Origin of the sequence: Mesorhizobium sp. M0514, assembly GCF_040321145.1 — a bacterium.
GTDB lineage: Bacteria > Pseudomonadota > Alphaproteobacteria > Rhizobiales > Rhizobiaceae > Mesorhizobium.
The window spans coordinates 1-18,319 of record NZ_JAMYQZ010000105.1 but is presented as its reverse complement, the minus strand read 5'-3'; the positions used below and the strand labels follow the sequence as shown (position 1 = coordinate 18,319).

The window sequence follows — 18,319 nt, the reverse complement described above, 5'->3', positions numbered from 1 at the left end:
GCTCCAGACCGGAGCGGCGGGCTCGCGCGTTATTCGATGATCTGCACGACCTTGCGCGTGTCGGGATCGACGAGAACCGCATGATCTCCGACAACCGTATACTTGTAGCGGACATCCGGAACGTCGATTGCGTGGAGCTCGACAGTGTCGGGAAGTGCCGTGCCGACGTTGAGTTCGACGCCGAGCAAACTGACTGAGGCCAGCTTCTGCTTATGGATATATTCGCGAACGACCGTCTGTTGTTCGGGCTTGAGAACAATAACATCCTCGGCAAACGAGGTGCCGATGCCCGCCATAAGGACGAGGGCGCCGGCGGCGCTGACGAAATACCTGGTCATGGGAATTTCCTTTTCATAGGTCAGTTTGAAGGCGTGGATACGAGCAGATCAGCCGCCACTCGCAGGGGCTGGGGCAGGTGCCGCAGGCTTTGCAGGTGCAGCCGGAGCTTCCACCTTTGGCGCTTCAACCTTGACGTTGATATCCTTGCCGCCGTCGCCGCGGATATTGATCACGCCGGTAAAAATAAGCAACACTACGACCGCAATAAGTGCAAGAACAACAGCAATCGCAGTGCCGCCGCCACCCCCAGAATTAACAACAGTTGGGCCGTCGGCCATGTGTTCCTCTCCTGTTTTATTTAGTTGCATTTGGGAAACGCCTGCCCCGCTTGAACGTTCCGCCTCGGGACTTGGGTCTTAGCTGATATCCGACTTTGGTCTGGTTCGCCGCGGACTGAAGTCACAGGAACAATCTGGCTGATCTCAAGTTCGGTCCCTCGGCGAACAGGCGTGGTGCCGTCGCCGGATTACGCGAGGAGAAAACCATGAAAATCCACTTTGCAAGTGCCGCTGCAGGCTTGTTGCTTTTGGCTGGCGTCGGCAGCGCCGCAGCTCAGGATGTCGTCATCACACCGGAGCAGGATACGGTCGTCCGCGAATACGTGAAAAAGCAGCCGCTGGCTTCGGTGAAGATCCCGGGCGTGGAGCTGAACGTCGGCAGTGCCTTGCCTGATACGGTCGAGCTGCACGAAGTTCCCAACGTCAAATACCGCTATGTCGTGGTCGACAACCGCACCGTCCTGGTCGACCCCGGCACCCGGAAAATTGTGAAGGTCTACGACTGATCGAATAGCTGCCGCCCGCCGCCGGCCATGGCGGCGGGCAGCGGATTTCACATTGCGCTCCAGGATGATCGAAGATGATCGATGACGTCGAGACATCGCCAGCCCTTGATACCCGCCTGGGTTCTCTCAGGGCGAGAATGCGCGATGCGCGCATAACAGAGGCCGACATGAAGACCTTTCAGAAAGTCGCATCCATCATGGTTGGCGGCAGTGGCCGCATCAGCGGCGATGACCTGATTGCAGCGTCGTTCGTCCTCGAGGACCAGCCGGAAGGCTTGTGAGGCGGAGTACTCACGTGTGCAGGCTCCCGCAACGCTGATCCCAAGTGTTCTGGTGCTGAACACATTCCTGCTACGGGCCGGCGTCGAAGGCGTGCCCGCTGGCGAGGTCGCGTCGCGCTCAAGCATCGTCCAGAACACCATGTCGCCGCATGTGACGATACTCGGCCATGCTAGCCGATGCGGGCGCCATAGAAAATCACCGCGGCCGGCAGAACCGGGCAGGCCGGTCCAGAGCGTCGCCACGCCTGTGGTCAGAAATGTCACCGAGGCCAGTTTGGTGCAGATCGGATGATGGTAGCGAGCGATCGCCATATCGACCGTACGGGCGCCGGCCTGGGAAGGACCCACCAGCGCGCCAAGGCCGACCGCCGCGCCCAGCGTGGTCGGCGCGCTGTTTGCCCTGCAACGCGGGGCTATGCTGCATGCTCGCACAAGTTAGCTCCAACTTGAGGCACGGCGTGAAGTCTCGGTGCTTGCCCCCATGATGGCGAGGTACGAAGTCAAAAGCGGTCAATGTGCTTAGCGATCTACAGTCGACTTCAGCCGCCGTTTCGAATGATGGCGCCCCGCAATCACGAGATTTGTCGATAATAATCGATATTAGGCTGTATCCGCGACTATCCCTCATAGTGGGCGATTAGATAAAATTGATATGATATCCCAGATCGGAGGAGATCGATCCATTCGGGCCGGCATCAGCATGATTGAACCGCAGCTACCGCAAGTTGACAGCGATCATCGGGCGGATCTGGTTTGGTACGAAGTCTTAATACGTCTCACCTAAGGTCCAACTTTGACTTCGGGAGCGCGACGTTCGACAGACATATCTCCGCAGGTTACATTCGCCAGTCAGACAGCGCTCCGCACTCGAATGGATGTCTCTGAATGCCGGGCCTCACGCCTTCACGACCGCACCCGAGAACCTTGGGATGGATGGGCACGACAGCGCTCGCCATGGGTGGCAGCAATCAAAGCCTGTTTCTGATTGCCGCCCTTTTTGTCGGTCAGGGGAATATTCCCGGTCAAGGAAGCGCTGCGGTTCCTTTGCTCGTTGTTGGTCTGCTTCTAGGCTGGGCCGCCGCGCCTGCGTGGACCGAATTGGTTCTCATGTGGCCAAACCGCGTCGGCGGTATCTCTGCAGCGTGCGCCGAAGCCTTCCGACCTTACAGTCCCGTTCTCTCGGCTCTGACGGGCACCTGCTATTGGTGGGGTTGGGTGCCGACCTGCGGACTGACAGCGGTTCTTTCAGCGTCTGCAATCCAGCAATGGTACCTGCCGGGCCTCCCCGTGGAGGCGGTCGCCTGCGGGCTCATCGCATTCTTTACGGCGGTCAACCTGTGTGGAATCAAGTGGGTGGTCCAACTGGCGATCCCGATCGCCACTGCCTCCGCGACGCTTGCGTTTCTCTCATCCCTCGTCCCGGTCATCAGTGGCTCGGTCGACTGGCGGCAGGCGACGGATTTTGCCTTGACCAGCCCGTTTACCGGCCTGTTCGGCGATATCACGTCGGTGATGGCGGGACTGTACCTGATCGGGTTTGCCGCACCGGCATTTGAGGCTGCAGCCTGCCATGTTGGCGAAACCATCGATCCCAACCGCAACATTCCTCTGGCGATGTGGGCCAGCGCCGCAATGGCCGGCGTCTATTTCCTGGTCCTGCCGGTTGTCTGGCTGGGTGTGCTCGGGCCGGAGCCGCTCGGCACCGACCTCGCCATAGCTCTCGGGCCCACCTTTGCGCCCTTGTTGGGGAGTTTCGGCAAGGCGGCCGCCATCTGGCTCATCATGCTGAACATGTTCCATGGAACGTTGCAGCCATTGGCAGGCGCCGCGCGGACCCTTGCGCAGCTGAGCGAAGACGGCCTGCTGCCGAGCTTCCTGGCCAGGCGCACCTCAACAGATTGTCCCTGGGCGGCAACGCTGCTCACAGCTGCCGCGGCAATCGGCTTCATGCTGTGCGGGTATCCGCTCTGGATGATCGCCGCGGCCAATTTTACGTACCTGATCAGCATCTGCATGCCAAACATCGCAGTCTGGCTCTTGCGCCGTGATAGTCCCGAAGCCGAGCGACCCTTCCGGGCTCCCAGGGGAACGATCATCCTTGGCGTAGGCGCGGCTGCAATATGGCTGTTGACCGCCATACTGGGATTTCAGCAATTTGGCCTTCCTACCGTCCTGTTCGGTCTGGCTTTGGCATATTCGGGTGCTGCGCTCTACGCCTGGCGCACGATGGAGGATCGATACGCACTCGGTCTACCCTTGCTGCCACATACGCTTCACCTGAAGCTTACCGGAGCCATGCTTTTTGTGCTCGTGCTTGACGGTGCCGGCTATTTCCTGGCGATCGGCAGCGTTCCCCAAGGCGACACTTCATTGGTCGCCGCGCTGGAGGACATTTTTGTCGTTGTCGCGCTGCTGACCATCAGCGTTGGCCTGATCTTGCCGGGAATGATCACCCATTCGGCAACCGAGGTGAGCAACGCGGCAAAGCGTCTGACATCCGGAACGCTGAAGGATTTCTCTCTTGCCATGGTCGCCCTGGGGCGGGGAGACCTCGCTGCGGCGCACGCCTCCGTGAACATCATGCCGGTTACCGTAAACTCTCGTGACGAACTTGGAGAGATGGCCGAAAGCTTCAACCTGCTCCAGGACAAGGTGAGGGAAGCCGCCCACGGCCTGGACGACGCGCGCGAGAACATGAACGTAGCGCGCAGCGAACTGATGGCACGGCACGAGGAAATCGCGCATCTCGCGCACCACGATCCGCTTACCGGCCTGGCGAACCGAGCCGCGCTTGCAGCACACCTGGCCACGACGCTCGAGCGTGCAAAAGCAACGCACGCCAGCTTTGCCGTCTTCAGCATCGACCTTGACCATTTTAAAGAGGCGAACGACGTTTTCGGGCACGCCGCCGGCGACGATCTGCTTTGCACCATCTCCCGGCGTCTCCAAACTGCGGCGCCTGAGGCCTTTATCGCGCGCATGGGCGGCGACGAATTCACGGTTGTCCTGGCCATGGATGACCGGTCCGCGAGTGCCAAGGACGTTGCGGACCGTCTGTTCGAATCGGCGGCAGGCAAATTCGAGATCCGGGGCCAGCACATTTCGATCGGGGTGAGCATCGGGGCGGCGATCTATCCGAAAGACGGAGAGAATGCAGCGGCGCTGATGGCAAATGCCGACGCAGCGCTCTACCGGGCCAAGGCGGACGGCCGTCGAATGGTGCAATTCTTCGATCCTGAGATGGATAAGCGGCTAAGAGAGCGCTACGCCTTGCAGCGAGATTTGCGCTCTGCGGTCGGCCATGGCGAACTTGTGCTTCATTACCAGCCGCAAGCCAGGATAGACGGCGAAATCTTCGGTTTCGAGGCACTCGCCCGATGGCACCATCCAAAACATGGGCTCATCTCCCCAAACGCGTTTGTCTCGCTTGCCGAACAGGATGGCACGATCGTTGAGATAGGTGAATGGACGCTCAGGCAGGCGTGCAGAGACGCGGCCTCCTGGCCCTCACCGCTGCAGATCGCCGTCAACCTCTCTCCCGTGCAGTTCCGTTTCGGGGACCTGGTAGGCCTCGTTCATTCTATCCTCTACGAGACCGGCCTTGCTCCGGGGCGGCTGGAACTGGAAATCACGGAAGGGGTTCTCATCCGCGACCGGGCAACCGCCTTGTCGGTTTTGCGGAGGTTGAAGGCGTTGGGCGTCAGGGTCTCGATGGATGATTTTGGCACCGGGTATGCCTCGCTGTCCTCGCTGCAGGCGTTTCCATTCGACAAGATCAAGATCGATCGCAGTTTTGTTTCGGGTGTCGGTTCGAATGTCCAATCGGCCGCCATCGTGCGCACGATACTCAGCCTGGGGAATGCGCTGGCCTTGCCTGTCATCGCGGAGGGTGTCGAAACAGAGGACGAGCGTGCCTTCCTGATGAGGGAAGGATGTCCCGAAATCCAAGGATATCTGGTGGGGCGCCCGCATCCGATAGCGCTCTACAAAGATGTGACGAATGGGCTTTCGCCGGGATCTGCCTTCGGGGAGCCCGAGGATACCACCGCACCCCAGGCGCTTGGCGTAACGCGATAGCCGCGGCGCCGTTCGTCGGCGCGCTGCTCCTGCAACACACCGGTGAGCGAGGACTGCCGACGGTACTGCTCGGGCTCGCCCTTACAAAGGTCGCACTGGTCGGCGCGCTGTTTGCCTTGCAGCGCGGGGCCATGCGAAGCATCCGAACCAGATGGCGCGGGAGCCACCTCCCCTTCCGGCCAGTCCTCCAACAAACCACTTCAAACCCGGCCGTCTCGGCGCTACGTTCTATCTATGGCCCCACCCACCCAGCCGATCACCGTCACCCGCCGCGACCAGATGTTTCCTATCCTGGGCGACGCCGATATCGAGCGCACGCGCCGGTTCGGCGAGGCGAGTTCCTATGCCGCCGGCGAGCATATCGTCACCGCCGGCACCGTGGCGCCGGGGCTGATCGTCATCCTGTCGGGCACGGTCGATATCACCCAGGATGTCAGGCCCGGCCGGCGCGAGACCATCGTCACTCATGGTCCCGGCAATTTCATCGGCGAGCTGGCGCAGCTTTCCAGCCGGCCGTCGCTGGTCAATGCGGAGGCGGCCGAGCCGGTCGAGGCCTTCGTCATCCCCTCGCAGCGGCTGCGCGACCTGATGGTGCAGGAGGCAAGCCTTGGCGAGCGGATCATGCGGGCGCTGATCCTGCGCCGCGTCGGGCTTCTGGAAAGCGGCTCGAGCGGGCCGGTCGTCATCGGCCCGGCCGGCAATGGCGACACGCTGCGGCTGCAGGGATTTCTGCGCCGCAGCGGCCAGCCGCACCGCGCGCTCGATTCCGACAGCGACCCGTGCGCCAAGACGCTGATTGAGCATTTTCATGTTGACCCGCACCATCTGCCGATCGTGCTCTGCCCCAACGGCAAGCTGATGCACAATCCCGGCGAAACCGAACTTGCCCGCTGCATCGGCCTGCTGCGGCCGATCGATCCCGACATGGTCTATGACGTCGCCATTGTCGGCGCCGGACCGGCGGGGCTGGCGGCCGCGGTCTATGCGGCATCCGAAGGGCTGTCGACCATCGTGCTCGATTGCCGCGCCTTCGGCGGCCAGGCCGGCGCCTCCGCGCGCATCGAGAACTATCTGGGTTTCCCCACCGGCATTTCCGGCATGGCGCTGATGGCGCGCGCCTACAACCAGGCGCAGAAATTCGGCGTCGAAATAGTCATCCCCGACGAGGCCAAGCTGCTCGGTGCAGCAGGCGAGGGCTACACGCTTACCGTCGGCGACGGTGAAAGCCTGCGCGCACGCACGGTGGTGATCGCCAGCGGCGCCCGCTACCGCCGCCTCGACATCGCCAAGCTGGCCGAGCTCGAGGGCACGTCGGTGCATTACTGGGCCTCGCCGATCGAAGCGCGGCTATGCACAGGGCAAGAAGTGGCGCTGGTCGGCGCCGGGAATTCGGCGGGGCAGGCGGCGGTCTATCTCGCCAGCCAGGTCCGCAAGGTGACGATGCTGGCGCGCCGCGGCGGCCTCAGGGAAACCATGTCGCGCTATCTGGTCGAGCGTATCGAGGCGCAACCCAACATCGAGGTGCTTGGCGAGACAGAGATCGAGGCGCTGGAAGGCGAAGGCGGCAATCTCACCCAGTTGCGCTGGCGCAACCCCGGCGGCGTCGAGACGCGCCCGATCCAGCATCTCTTCCTGTTCATCGGCGCCGACCCCAACACCGATTGGCTGGCTGGGTGCGATATCGCGCTCGACGCCAGGGGTTTCGTGCGCACCGGCGCCGACATAGGGGCGGGCCAGATGGAGACCAGCCGCAGCGGCGTGTTCGCCATCGGCGACGTGCGCGCAGGCTCGGTCAAGCGGGTCGCCGCCGCCGTCGGCGAAGGCGCCCAGGTGGTGGCTGCCTTGCACGCCTATCTCGCGCGACCCGACGCAGCAGCGCCCGAACTGGCCAGGAGAGCATAATGGATGAATGCAAACACACGCGCGACATCAAGACGGTGACGCCGAGCGCGCTCGGCTGCGAGGAGTGCCTGAAGAGCGGCTCCATGTGGGTGCATCTCAGGCTCTGCCGCACCTGCGGCCATGTCGGCTGCTGCGACGACTCGCCCAACCGCCACGCCACCAAGCATTTCCACGCCACCAAGCATCCGGTCATCGAAGGCTACGACCCGCCGGAAGGCTGGGCCTGGTGCTTTGTCGACGAGGCGTTCATCGACCTGGAAGGCGACGTGACGCCGCAGAACGGCCCGATCCCGAAGTTTTTCTGAGGCGGCCGTTCCCGGGCAGGCAAGCCGACGGCCGTGCCGCTATTTCACCGAGCCCGTAACCGTGCGGTCGAGGGCGTCGGAACTGTGGTCGTTGCCGGCAAGAGCGGCAATGATCAGAAGGCTGGCGACGACCGGGACAAACAGGATGGCCACGCGGGCCTGCACATAAAAAATGGCGCGCCATTCGCTGCGTTTTTCCGGGTTGTTGTCCATCACACTCACTCTCGCCATGCCTCCCCGGGGCGGGACATAGCGGCGAAGAGTTAAGCAAAAGCTGCTGAATGTGTTAACGCGCGGCGGATTGGGATTTAATCTCGACGGTCATCGCCGCCCCTCATTGTCATCGGTACGCATCCGGTACGCCTACCCCCGCAGCGCCTGGTCCAGGTCGGCGATCAGATCATCGCCATCCTCTATCCCCGCCGACAACCGCACCAGCGAATCCGAAATGCCGATTTCCGCGCGCTTTTCCGCCGGGATCGAGCCGTGCGTCATCAGCGCCGGGTGTTCGATCAGGCTTTCGACGCCGCCGAGGCTTTCAGCCAGCGTGAACAGTTGCGTCCGTTCCAGGAAGCGTTTGGTGCCGGCGAGGTCGCGGTCGAGGTCGACCGAGATCATGCCGCCGAAGGCATGCATCTGTTGGACGGCGATGGCGTGCTGCGGATGGCTGGCCAGGCCGGGATAGACGACGCGGCGCACATCTTTTCGCGCCTCCAGCCACTGCGCAATCTTCAGGCCGTTCGTGGAATGCCGCTCCATCCTGAGCGCCAGTGTCTTGATGCCGCGCAGCGCGAGAAAACTGTCGAAGGGACCGGAGATGGCTCCGATGGCGTTCTGCAGGAATTTCAGCTGGGCGGCGAGGTCCTTGTTGTCGCCGACGATGGCGACGCCGCCGACCATGTCGGAATGGCCGTTGAGATATTTCGTCGTCGAGTGCACGACGATGTCGATGCCGAGTTCCAGCGGCCGCTGGATGTAGGGGCTGCAGAACGTGTTGTCGGCGACCGTCAATACGCCCTTGCGCCTGGCGAGTGCCGCAACGCCTTCGAGGTCGACGATGCGCAGGAGCGGATTGGTCGGGGTTTCAACCCAGAGCAGTTTTGTCTCCGGACGGATCGCTGCTTCCACCGCCGCCAGATCAGTGAAGTCCACAAAACTCACCTGCAGATTGGCCGAGCGCTTGCGCACCCGCTCCATCAGCCGGAACGAGCCGCCATAGATGTCGTCGGTTGCAACGATATGGGCGCCGCTGTCGAGCAGCTCGAGCACGGTCGAGATCGCCGCCAGGCCGGAAGCGAATGCAAAGGCGGCCGAGCCGCTTTCGAGATCGGCCACCCCGCGCTCGAAGGCGAAGCGGGTCGGGTTCTGGCTGCGGGCGTACTCAAACCCCTTGTGCACGCCGGGCGACTGCTGGCCATAGGTCGAAGTCGCGTAGATCGGCACCATCACCGCGCCGGTCAGCGGGTCATGGCTCTGGCCGCCATGGATGGTGCGCGTGGAAAAAGCCAGGCGGTTCTTGCCCGATGGGGATGTTTCAGCAGTCATCGTGCGCGCCTCAAATGGTTGATCAGGTCGATACGGGTTATCAGGCCGACGAACTCGTCGCCATCGAAGATGATGGCGACCTCGTTGCGGTCGAACACCGGCAGCAGCGCATCCAGCGTCTGGCTGGCCTGCAGCGTGTGCAGATTGGAGGTCATGGCGGTGCGCACCGGGGCGTTGAAGCGGTCCCAGCGGCCGTCATAGGGGCCGTCGACCTTGGCCAATATATCGCCCTCATCGATAATGCCGACCAGCTTGCCATTGTCCAGCACCGGCAGCTGCGAGACATCGGAGCGGCGCATGCGGCCATAGGCGTTGAGCAGGCTTTCGTCGGGGCCGACATAGACGGTGTCGCCGGTGCGGTGCGAGCGCATGACAAGGTCGCGCAGATCGCCATGCTGTTCCTGTTCGGCCAGCCCCTGTTCGGCCAGCCAGAAATCGTCGAACACCTTGGACAGATATTTGTTGCCGCTGTCGCAGACGAAGGTGACGACGCGTTTCGCTGTCGTCTGCTCGCGGCAATAGCGAAGCGCGGCCGACAGCAGCGTGCCGGAAGACGAGCCGGCGAGAATGCCTTCCTTCGAAAGCAGGTCCCGCACGGCCAGCATGCTCTGCTTGTCTGGGATGGAATAGGCTTTCCTGACCAGCGACAGATCGGCATTGGGCGGCACAAAATCCTCGCCGATGCCTTCGACGGTCCAGCTGCCGGCCTCTTCCATCTTGCCGGTCTTGATCAGCGGCGCCAGCACCGACCCCACCGGATCGGCCAGCACCATTTCGGTCTTCGGCGATGTTCTGGCGAAGTAGCGGCCAAGCCCGGTCAGCGTGCCGCCGGAGCCGACGCCGACGACCACGGCGTCGAGGTCGCCATCGAGCTGGGCAAGGATTTCCGGTCCGGTGGTGGTCTCATGCGCCTCGGGGTTGGCCGGGTTGGCGAACTGGTTGGCGTAGAAGGCGCCGGGCGTTTCCGATGCGATCTTCTCGGCCATGTCCTGGTAATATTCGGCATGGCCCTTGCCGACATCGGAGCGCGTCATGCGCACTTCGGCGCCGAGCGCGCGCAGATGCTGGATCTTTTCGCGCGACATCTTGTCGGGCACGACGAGGATGATGCGGTAGCCCTTGGGGATGCCGACCTGGGCGAGGCCGAGACCGGTATTCCCGGCGGTCGCCTCGACGATGGTGCCGCCGCGCTTCAGCTTGCCTTCCTTCTCGGCCGCGGCAATCATCGACAGCGCAATGCGGTCCTTGATCGAGCCGCCGGGATTCTGGCTTTCGAGCTTGATGAACAGCCGGCACTTGCCGGTGTCGAATTTGGTCAGTTCGACCACCGGCGTCTGGCCGATGAGGTCGAGCACCGAGGCGTATGGCGGACGCAGGCGCGATAACGTGCCGTCCGAACTGCCTGGCGCAGCTTTTCCGTGCTCGCTCATGTCGATGTGCTCCCTTGAACAAGCGACCGCCTCGGGGGCAGAGCGGCAGCGTAGCTTCTTTTCCGGCCGTTTGCAGTCGGAAAGAAGGTAGATCGTGCCAATCAACCGGCGAGAGGGGGAATGGAATTCCAGTTTGAAGCCGGCTTTGGACTCAAGCCCAACACCCTCCGTAGCGATCCTTCCCACCCCCTCTGAGGGCGTGCTATCCCGCCGACGTCAACAGCTTTACCCTAGCAGCTGCTTGCTCAGCCTAGCGCATTGCACGCGGATGTCGGGGATGGCGTCGATCTCGAAGAAGGTGCCGCGGGTCAGCGGCCCGACGGCGAGGATCTTGGCCGATGCGGTGCCGTCGCCGGCGATGATTTCGCACTTGGCTGTGACATCGAGACCAAGCCGCAGCGGGTCGGGCCGCGCCAGGCCGCGGTCGACCAGCGAGCGCACGACGCTGTTCGACGTCGTCGAGATGTCGCGGGCGATGCCGGTGCAATCATAGATGCGCGCGACCTGCAGCGTTTCCAGCGCCTTTGTGTGGCGAGACTGGATGCCGACGGTGAATCCATCGCCAGCCTCGATGCCGACGACACGGCCGGCGACCGGGCGGATGCGGCCGGTGCGCACCGCTTCGGTGACGCGGGCATGCACCTCGGGCGCCAGCCGATGGCGATGGATGTCCCACCAGGCCTTGGTGTGCTCAACGAAGCGGCGCTTGGCCGAGGACGGCCAGTTCTGCCAGATCTTCTGATTGAAGGGTCGCAGCCCATCGACGACGTCGCGCCAGTCGATGCCGGCCTTCTGGTTTTCGCGGATCAGATCGCGGAACCAACCGACGAAATAGGAGAGCTGCGTGCCGAGCGGAATGTCGGCGACGTCGAGCTTGATCGGGTTCCCCTTGCGGTGCGGCGACGGCAGCAGCCCGCGCCGCGATACGGCGACGATCTCGCCGCGATGGCCGCGCTGCTCGAGCGACAGGAAGGCGTCGACCATGCTGAGCCCGGTGCCCAGCACCAGCACGCGGGCTTCAGGATCGAGCGCGGTGTCGGCCTCGGTGCCCATGCGGATTGCGTGCCCTTGGCCGGCGCCGGGCTGCTCGTCATGGCCGGTGGCAAGCACCGCCAGATGCGCGACGACGCTGGTGCCGTTGGCCAGCACAACTTCGACGCCGGACGATGTCGGCGAGATCGACAGGCTTTCCTCGCGAATCAGCCTGAGACGGCCGGTTTCCTTTTCGCGCGCTTCGAGCTCGTCGAGCACTTCCTTGAGGTAGCGGGCATAGACGCTGCGCGGTGCATAGAAGGGTGTCTGCGGCGTCTGTTCCTGGCTTATCAGGCCGCGCCCCTGCAACCAGCGCCAGAAATTCAGGGGATCGTCGGCATAGGCGCTCATCCCCGCGGCGCTGACATTCAGCACGTGCGCCGATAAGAGCGTCGAATAGGCGATGCCCTGGCCGAAATGCGGACGCTTTTCGATCAGCGTGACGCGAAGGTCCGGGTTGGGCGACTTCAGCAGATGCGCGGCAAGCACGACGCCGCTGGCGCCGCCGCCGACGATGATGATCGAGCTGGGGATGATCGAATTGGCGCGCGCGACGCTCATGCGAGCACGCTCAAGATCAGGCGGGGACCTTTTGCGCCGGCGCAAGCTCGTCCCTTGCGACCGGAAGGTCGTCGAGGACGATGTCGCGCATCTCGGCCAGCGTGCGCTGGTCGAGCACCTCGGCGATCGCCTGCCGGACCTCGAGCATCAGATGTCGGACTTGGCATGTCGCCTCATTGCAGTCTTCACAGCGCTGATACTGGGTGCGGCTGGCGCAGGGGATGGGCGCCAGCGGTCCGTCGAGCACGCGCACGACATGGCCGACCTTGATCTCGTCGGCCGGGCGCGCCAAGCGATAGCCGCCATCCTTGCCCTTGCGGCTCTGGACGAAACCGGCATTGCGCAATTCGCCCAGAATGGCGTCGAGAAATTTCTTCGGGATGTTGTTGCCGCTGGCGATGTCGCCGACGAAGGCGAGCTGTCCCACCGGCAGATGCGCCAGATGGACCAGCGCCTTGAGGCCGTACTTGCCTTTTTTGGTGAGCATAGACCGAATGTTTCTCTGTCAGGCGATGGCCCAGAACCATCGGTTGCGAAACGCCTGACGTGCCTCCCCGCCGCGTGCAAGCTGCTTCGACACATAAAATCTACTGACATGATATACAAGCCGAGAAACCTTGATTTTGCTTCGTTTTCACGCCGCAGGGGCCACTTTGGCAAGCGTTGTGCCGTTAAGGTCACAGCCAGCCGCGAGCGATTGCGGCGATGAGCGGCGGCTCCTGCTCCCAATGTCGATAAGATTACTATACTTACCCTCGAACACGCGGAAACGTGTTTTCAAATCAACCGTCTTTTACAGCATGGATTTGCGCCACTTGGGGCTTTGCCAGGAATTTTGGGTCACAGCCCGCGGATCGGCGAAACATGACTCCCGACAACTCGGGCGCCGCCCTGCGCCCGATATCAGGACGCCGCCTTGTCGCTCTGAGACCGGGCGACCTTGGCGGCCACCGGCACGCCGCTTGAGCGCAGCATCCAGCGGTGGCCGTCGCTGCGGAAGTCGGTGAGGCTCAACGGCTCGACATCGATCCTGCGGCAGGCCGCAAGCGGCGCGCCGAGCACCAAATCAGGCCTCTTCCGTAGGGAGGGTTGGCAGGACCACCAACTCTTCAGCACCTTTCGGGCGCCGTTTGCGTTTGCGCACGGTTCGACACGGGCCGGTCACCGCGACCGCATCAGCCGGTGGTTTTTTTCTAACAAGTGCTTCTTGCTTGGAAGGATTTAACTCTACAAGAATGATAGAATTAGCTGACTATGAACAGGCATCCGGTTTTTCTCATTTTTCATGGAGCCTTTCATGTCCAGCATTTCGCGACGCATTGTCCTCCTGTCGTCGGCAGCTTTGGCGGGTGCGGCCTTCCTCGGCCCGGCCCAGGCGCAGGACCTCAACATCACCATCGGCTACCAGACGGTGGTCGAACCTTCCAAAGTAGCGCAGGCCGACGGCGCCTATGAAAAGGCGACCAAGGCCACGATCGACTGGCGCAAATTCGATTCCGGCGCCGATGTCATCGCCGCCGTCGCATCCGGTTCGGTCGATATCGGCTATGTCGGCTCGAGTCCGCTGGCCGCGGCCGCCAGCCGCGAACTGCCGATCCAGACCATCTTTGTCGTCGGCCTGATCGGCCAGTCCGAGGCGCTGGTCGCCCGCAATGGATCCGGCATCGAGAAGATCGCCGACCTCGCCGGCAAGAAGGTGGCGGTGCCGTTCGTGTCGACCACGCATTACAGCCTGCTTGCCGCGCTGAAGCACGAAAACGTCGACCCGAAGTCGGTCGAAATCCTCAATCTCAGGCCACCGGAAATAGCCGCCGCGTTCGCTCGCGGCGACATAGACGCGGCCTATGTCTGGGATCCGGCGCTCGGCCAGATCAAGACGACAGGCAAGGTGGTGCTGGATTCCTCGCAGGTTGCCGCCTGGGGCGCGCCGACCTTCGACGCCTGGATCGTGCGCACCGACTTCGCCGAAAAGAACCCGGACGCCGTGCGCGATTTCGTCAAGGTGACCGGCGAATCCTATGCCCAGTTCCTGGCCAAGCCCGAGGCATGGTCGGTTTCGTCGCCGGAAGCGGCCAAGATCGCCAAGATCACCGGCGCCAAACTGGAAGAGGTGCCGCAGCTCCTCAAGGGTTACGTCTTCCCGACATTGGAAGAGCAGGCTTCCGACAAATTCCTCGGCGGCGGCACGGTCAAGGCGATCGAGGCAGCTTCGGCCTTCCTCAAGGAGCAGGGCAAGATCGACGCCGTGCTGCCCGACTATTCGAAATACGTGTCGTCGAAATACGTGACCGAGGCTCTGGCCTCGAACTGATCTTCAGTTTTACGCAATTCCGGACGGAAAACCGCTTCACACTTTTCCTGGAATTGCTCTGAACACGCGCGGTTTCCTCTTCCCTGACGCCGCGTGCTGCCTGTCCCGGATCCGCTCAACGAGGGCCGGGGCAGGCTGATTTTCTTCCGGAGCCCCTTTTCATGCCGCATCTCGTACTCCACCCGCATCTCGTACTCGACAAGGTCTCGGTTCACTATGACGGCCAGGCAGCGCCGGCGGTCGACCGAGTTTCCATCGATGTCGCCAAGGGCGATTTCGTCGTGCTGGTCGGCCGCTCCGGCTGCGGCAAGACCTCGCTGCTCAATGTCGCCGCCGGCCTGGTCGAGCCTGCGCGCGGGGTCGCCACGATCGGCGGCCGGCCGATCACCGGCCCAGGCTCCGACCGGGCGGTCGTGTTCCAGAACGATGCGCTGTTTCCCTGGCTGACGGCCCGTGAAAACGTCGCCTTTGCGCTCAGGCTGCGCGGCGTGCCGCAAGCCGAGCGGGCGCGCCGCGCCGACCAGTTGCTGGCGCTGGTCAAGCTTGACGGCGTCGGCGACAAACGCATCTGGGAATTGTCCGGCGGCATGCGCCAGCGCGTCGGACTCGCCCGTGCACTCGCCGCCGAACCGGAATTCCTGCTGCTCGACGAACCGCTCGGCGCACTCGATGCGCTGACGCGCGAGCGCATGCAGACGACGCTGCTCGACCTGTGGACCGCAAGCCGGGTTGGCGTGCTGATGGTCACGCATGGCATCGAGGAGGCGCTGGTGCTGGCCACAAGCATCGTCGTGCTGGCGCCCGGACCGGGCCGCGTGGTGCGGACATTCGAGACCGGTTTCAGCCGGCGCTATGCCGCAGGCGAGCCGATCCGCGCCATCAAGGCCGATCCGGCCTTTGCCGCGGCGCGCGGCGAGCTGACCGATGCGATCTTCGAAGGAGAGGCGGCATGAGCGTCACCTCCTACAGCGAGCGGCCGGCCGCCGGGACCGGCGAGGCCGATGCCATTTCGGTGCCGTGGTCGCGGCCGGTGCGGAAGCGGCGCGGGGTTTCCTCGCGGGCGATCAGCGCCGTCACCATCCTGGCCGCGCTGGCGGCATGGGCGCTGTCTGCGCGCCTGCAACTGGTGTCGCCGGTGTTCCTGCCGTCGCCCGCCGCCGTGTGGACCAAGTTCATCGTGGTGATCAAGGACGGCTTCGTCGACGCGACTTTGCTCCAGCATATCGTCGCCAGCCTCGGCCGCGTGTTCGCGGCGCTGCTCGCGGCCATCGTCACCGGCGTTCCGGTTGGGCTGGCTATCGGCATTTCGACGGTCGGGCGCGGCATCTTCGATCCGTTGCTCGAATTTTTGCGGCCCATCCCGCCGCTCGCCTATCTGCCGCTGGTCATCATCTGGTTCGGCATCGGCGAGCCGTCAAAGATCCTGGTGATTGCCATTGCCATGCTGGCGCCGGTGGCGCTGTCGACGGCCTCGGGCGTGCGCGGTGTCTCAAAGGAGCGCATCGATGCGGCCCGTTCGCTTGGTGCGACGCAGCGCCAAGTGGTGCGCCATGTCATCCTGCCCAGCGCGCTGCCGTCGATCCTCACCGGCCTGCGCATCGCGCTCGGCGCCGGCTGGTCGACGCTGGTTGCAGCCGAGCTGGTGGCGGCAACGCGCGGCCTCGGCTTCATGATCCAGTCGGCCGCCCAGTTCCTGGTCACCGATGTCGTGGTGATGGGAATAGTGGTGATCGCGACAATAGCCTTCGTGCTGGAATTCATCATCCGCCGGATCGAGCATCAGCTGGTTCCGTGGGCGGGAAAGGAATGACAACAAGTTTCTGCCGGTTTGACCGGCTGCTTCCCTTCGCAGCACGGCGACCGCCGACCCCGGAACAGAAGGAGTGATGTCATGACCCAGTCCACCGCGGTGCTGTTCGCCCATCTCGGCAACTGGCTGCTCGCCTGGCGGGAGAACTCGTCGTCGCAGCCGCAGCCGAAATCGCCGGCCCCCGTGCAACTCGACGCCGAACGCGACCGCCTGCCGCCACGCGACGAGGGATTTTACTGGGCCTGGCAGTATTGGTCGCAGTGAGGTGATGGTGATTAGCGCCAGCCTTCGCGATTTCGTCATCCTAGGGCGAAGCAAGGAGCGAAGCGACGCGGCGCAGACCCTAGGATGCATGCCGAGACGCTGATGCTACGCTCCAGGGGAGCAACAAACCGGGCGCCTACCACCCGGTTCCGCCAAACAGCTCAAACCACTCCGGATTGGCCTTCTCTATCAGTTCGATCTTCCACTGTCTCGGCCATCGCTTCAGCGACTTCTCGCGTTGAATGGCATCGGTGATGTCGAAGAATTCCTCATACCAGACCAGCCGTTGAACACCGTAGCGGCTGGTGAAGCCTGCGCCCTGGCCGGATTTGTGTTCAGGCATGCGACGGGCGAGATCGTTGGTGACGCCGATGTAGATCGTGCCGCGTTTTTGGCTTGCAGTCATGTAGACGTAGCCGGTCATGGTTTCAGGGTATCGAGCCTCGGTTCGCGCACAAGCGACATTCTGATCCGTTCCACTCTACGGCAAACGTCACGGCATGGATCCTAGGGTCTGCGCCGCGTCGCTTCGCTCCTTGCTTCGCCCTAGGATGACGAGCGCTGGGTTCTGAAGAAAATATTTCCACGTCAAGCAGCCAACTCGCAAAATCGTTTCTCTACTAAATTTATAGACCTACCTAGCCTTGTCTCTCATCCACGGCAGGGAGCCCTTCCCGGCGCCGGTTCGCAGCGAAGGAAGAGGGATCATGTTCAGCCTGACCAGACGCGTTTTCGGCCTTGGCCTTTTGGCGGCGGGCATTGCTGCCTCGCTCAGTGCCTCGGCGCAGGAGTTGAAGCAGCTCAACATCGGCTATCAGAAGACCGGCCTGCCGGTCATCGCCCGGCAGCAGCAGGTGATCGAGAAGGCGCTGAGCGACAAGGGTGTCGCGGTGAAATGGGTCGAATTCACCGCCGGCCCGCCGCTGGTCGAGGCGCTCAATGTCGGCGCCATCGATGTCGGCTGGACCGGCGACGCACCGCCAATCTTCGGCCAGTCGGCCGGCGCCAACATCGTCTATGCGGCGGCACTGCCGGCCAATGGCGACGGCGAAGCGATCTTCGTCAAGCCGGCATCGCCGATCCAGTCGCTCGCCGACCTCAAGGGAAAGCGCATCGGCGTCGGCAAAGGCACCAGCGCGCACAATCTGCTGGTCGCGGCACTCGAAAAAGCAAACATCCCCTTCGACCAGATCACCCCGGTCTATCTCAGCCCGGCCGATGCTGCGGCGGCTTTCGCCAGCGACCAGATCGATGCCTGGGCGGTCTGGGATCCGTTCTACGCCATCGCCGAGACACGCTACCAGCCGCGCGTGCTGGCGCGCTCCAGCGAGGTGCTGAAGGTGAACACCTATTTCCTCGCCAACAAGGATTTCGCCAAGGCGCATCCGGAGACGATCGCCACGACGATATCGGCGCTCGGCGTGGCGGCGAAATGGGCGGACGCGAACCGCGACAAGGTTGCCGCGGCGCTGCATGAGGTGACCGGCGTGCCGCTCGATGCACAGACGATCGCGGCCAACCGCACCAAATTCGGCATCTTCCCGATCACCGACGAGATCATCGCCGGCCAGCAGGCGACAGCCGATCGCTTCTACAAGCTCAAGCTGATCCCGAACGCGGTGCGCATCTCCGACGCCGTGTGGACCGCACCGGGCAATTGAACTTTCTTGTGTGGCGC

General features: G+C 63.2%; 19 protein-coding genes. 10 read left to right on the top strand and 9 right to left on the bottom strand.

The window, feature by feature from the left end; all coding sequences use genetic code 11:
- Positions 1-29: 29 nt before the first annotated feature.
- Positions 30-338 (bottom strand): DUF1236 domain-containing protein, encoded by a 309-nt coding sequence (locus tag NKI61_RS28580; RefSeq protein WP_023672071.1) that lies wholly within the window; start codon positions 336-338, stop codon positions 30-32.
- Between the two features lie 48 nt (positions 339-386).
- Positions 387-647, bottom strand: a complete 261-nt coding sequence (locus NKI61_RS28575; RefSeq protein ID WP_245262541.1) for a hypothetical protein — start codon at positions 645-647, stop codon at positions 387-389.
- Between the two features lie 176 nt (positions 648-823).
- Between NKI61_RS28575 and NKI61_RS28570 the strand changes: the two genes are divergently transcribed.
- The 5 genes from NKI61_RS28570 (at position 824) to NKI61_RS28550 (ending at position 7,688) form a co-directional block, all read left to right on the top strand.
- Positions 824-1,123, top strand: coding sequence for a DUF1236 domain-containing protein (locus tag NKI61_RS28570; protein ID WP_023687568.1), 300 nt, complete (start codon positions 824-826; stop codon positions 1,121-1,123).
- 74 nt (positions 1,124-1,197) lie between these two features.
- The gene (locus tag NKI61_RS28565; protein WP_023681214.1) at positions 1,198-1,404 is read left to right on the top strand and encodes a hypothetical protein; all 207 of its coding nucleotides are present in this window, start codon (positions 1,198-1,200) and stop codon (positions 1,402-1,404) included.
- A gap of 933 nt (positions 1,405-2,337) precedes the next feature.
- The gene (locus tag NKI61_RS28560) at positions 2,338-5,481 is read left to right on the top strand and encodes an amino acid permease (protein WP_352841920.1); all 3,144 of its coding nucleotides are present in this window, start codon (positions 2,338-2,340) and stop codon (positions 5,479-5,481) included.
- Positions 5,482-5,715: 234 nt separating this feature from the next.
- A complete protein-coding gene (locus NKI61_RS28555) occupies positions 5,716-7,383 on the top strand; it encodes an FAD-dependent oxidoreductase (protein WP_352841918.1) in 1,668 nt (555 codons plus the stop codon).
- Positions 7,383-7,688 carry a UBP-type zinc finger domain-containing protein gene (locus tag NKI61_RS28550; RefSeq protein WP_023698083.1) on the top strand — a complete coding sequence of 102 codons (306 nt, stop codon included), beginning with the start codon at positions 7,383-7,385 and terminating at the stop codon, positions 7,686-7,688. The genes NKI61_RS28555 and NKI61_RS28550 overlap by 1 nt, the downstream gene beginning before the upstream one ends.
- 39 nt (positions 7,689-7,727) lie before the next feature.
- On the opposite strand, the gene NKI61_RS28545 is transcribed toward NKI61_RS28550, so the two are convergent.
- From NKI61_RS28545 to NKI61_RS28520, 6 genes are all read right to left on the bottom strand, one after another.
- Positions 7,728-7,919 (bottom strand): hypothetical protein, encoded by a 192-nt coding sequence (locus tag NKI61_RS28545; RefSeq protein ID WP_196814852.1) that lies wholly within the window; start codon positions 7,917-7,919, stop codon positions 7,728-7,730.
- A gap of 132 nt (positions 7,920-8,051) precedes the next feature.
- On the bottom strand, positions 8,052-9,233 hold the full coding sequence (locus NKI61_RS28540) for a trans-sulfuration enzyme family protein (protein ID WP_023681210.1): 1,182 nt from the start codon (positions 9,231-9,233) through the stop codon (positions 8,052-8,054).
- Positions 9,230-10,663 carry a pyridoxal-phosphate dependent enzyme gene (locus tag NKI61_RS28535; protein WP_023687574.1) on the bottom strand — a complete coding sequence of 478 codons (1,434 nt, stop codon included), beginning with the start codon at positions 10,661-10,663 and terminating at the stop codon, positions 9,230-9,232. The genes NKI61_RS28540 and NKI61_RS28535 overlap by 4 nt, the downstream gene beginning before the upstream one ends.
- Before the next feature lie 225 nt (positions 10,664-10,888).
- Positions 10,889-12,256 (bottom strand): FAD/NAD(P)-binding protein, encoded by a 1,368-nt coding sequence (locus NKI61_RS28530; RefSeq protein ID WP_023692935.1) that lies wholly within the window; start codon positions 12,254-12,256, stop codon positions 10,889-10,891.
- Between the two features lie 16 nt (positions 12,257-12,272).
- A complete protein-coding gene (locus NKI61_RS28525) occupies positions 12,273-12,743 on the bottom strand; it encodes an RrF2 family transcriptional regulator (RefSeq protein ID WP_352841916.1) in 471 nt (156 codons plus the stop codon).
- Between the two features lie 416 nt (positions 12,744-13,159).
- Complete coding sequence (locus tag NKI61_RS28520; RefSeq protein WP_352841914.1) at positions 13,160-13,321, bottom strand: hypothetical protein; 162 nt, start codon at positions 13,319-13,321, stop codon at positions 13,160-13,162.
- Positions 13,322-13,553: 232 nt separating this feature from the next.
- Here NKI61_RS28520 and tauA point away from each other — a divergent pair, with 232 nt between their 5' ends.
- The 4 genes from tauA to NKI61_RS28500 all read left to right on the top strand — a co-directional run bounded on the left by tauA (position 13,554) and on the right by NKI61_RS28500 (position 16,641).
- Entirely contained in the window at positions 13,554-14,567 is a 1,014-nt protein-coding gene (tauA, locus tag NKI61_RS28515) for a taurine ABC transporter substrate-binding protein (RefSeq protein ID WP_023710332.1), read from the top strand.
- 161 nt (positions 14,568-14,728) lie between these two features.
- Entirely contained in the window at positions 14,729-15,520 is a 792-nt protein-coding gene (locus NKI61_RS28510; RefSeq protein WP_023755920.1) for a taurine ABC transporter ATP-binding protein, read from the top strand.
- Complete coding sequence (locus tag NKI61_RS28505) at positions 15,517-16,377, top strand: ABC transporter permease subunit (RefSeq protein ID WP_352841912.1); 861 nt, start codon at positions 15,517-15,519, stop codon at positions 16,375-16,377. Before NKI61_RS28510 ends, NKI61_RS28505 begins: the two co-directional genes overlap by 4 nt.
- 81 nt (positions 16,378-16,458) lie before the next feature.
- Positions 16,459-16,641 carry a hypothetical protein gene (locus NKI61_RS28500; RefSeq protein WP_023672089.1) on the top strand — a complete coding sequence of 61 codons (183 nt, stop codon included), beginning with the start codon at positions 16,459-16,461 and terminating at the stop codon, positions 16,639-16,641.
- Positions 16,642-16,777: 136 nt separating this feature from the next.
- Here the strand turns inward: NKI61_RS28500 and NKI61_RS28495 are convergent, their stop codons facing one another.
- Positions 16,778-17,065: a GIY-YIG nuclease family protein gene (locus NKI61_RS28495; RefSeq protein ID WP_023687581.1), complete on the bottom strand. Its 288-nt coding sequence runs from the start codon at positions 17,063-17,065 to the stop codon at positions 16,778-16,780.
- 283 nt (positions 17,066-17,348) lie between these two features.
- Between NKI61_RS28495 and NKI61_RS28490 the strand changes: the two genes are divergently transcribed.
- Positions 17,349-18,302, top strand: coding sequence for a sulfonate ABC transporter substrate-binding protein (locus NKI61_RS28490; RefSeq protein ID WP_023687582.1), 954 nt, complete (start codon positions 17,349-17,351; stop codon positions 18,300-18,302).
- The last annotated feature ends 17 nt before the right edge of the window (positions 18,303-18,319 follow it).